This window comes from Lyngbya aestuarii BL J (assembly GCF_000478195.2).
GTDB classification, from domain to species: domain Bacteria; phylum Cyanobacteriota; class Cyanobacteriia; order Cyanobacteriales; family Microcoleaceae; genus Capilliphycus; species Capilliphycus aestuarii.
Window position 1 is genome coordinate 1 of record NZ_AUZM01000404.1, and the last position, 344, is coordinate 344.

General features: G+C 37.8%; 1 pseudogene. It reads left to right on the forward strand.

Annotation, left to right across the window (positions count from 1 at the left end):
* Positions 1 to 344 (forward strand): annotated as a pseudogene (locus M595_RS28700) (methyltransferase type 11); the annotation flags it as partial.

Genomic DNA, 344 nt, shown 5'->3' on the forward strand with positions numbered 1-344 from the left:
ATGCAGTTCAGTTTCAACAAGAAAGTTTTGGAGTCAACGGCATTATTTCAACGGTTAATCCTACCGACTATTCAGTTAACCAAAAATTTGATTGTATATTAGCGTGTTCTTTTTTTAGTCATCTTCCCGAAAAAACCTTCACACTCTGGATGAAAACACTTTATAACTTAATCACCCCCGCCGGGATATTAATGTTTAGTGTTCATGATCGAGACTTATTACCCCCCGACTCAAAAATCAAATCCGATGAACTTTTATTTATCCCCCAAAGTGAAAGTCAATCTCTCGATGTCTATGAATATGGCACCTCTTATGTCGGCGAAGAATTTGTCACTCAAGCCGTT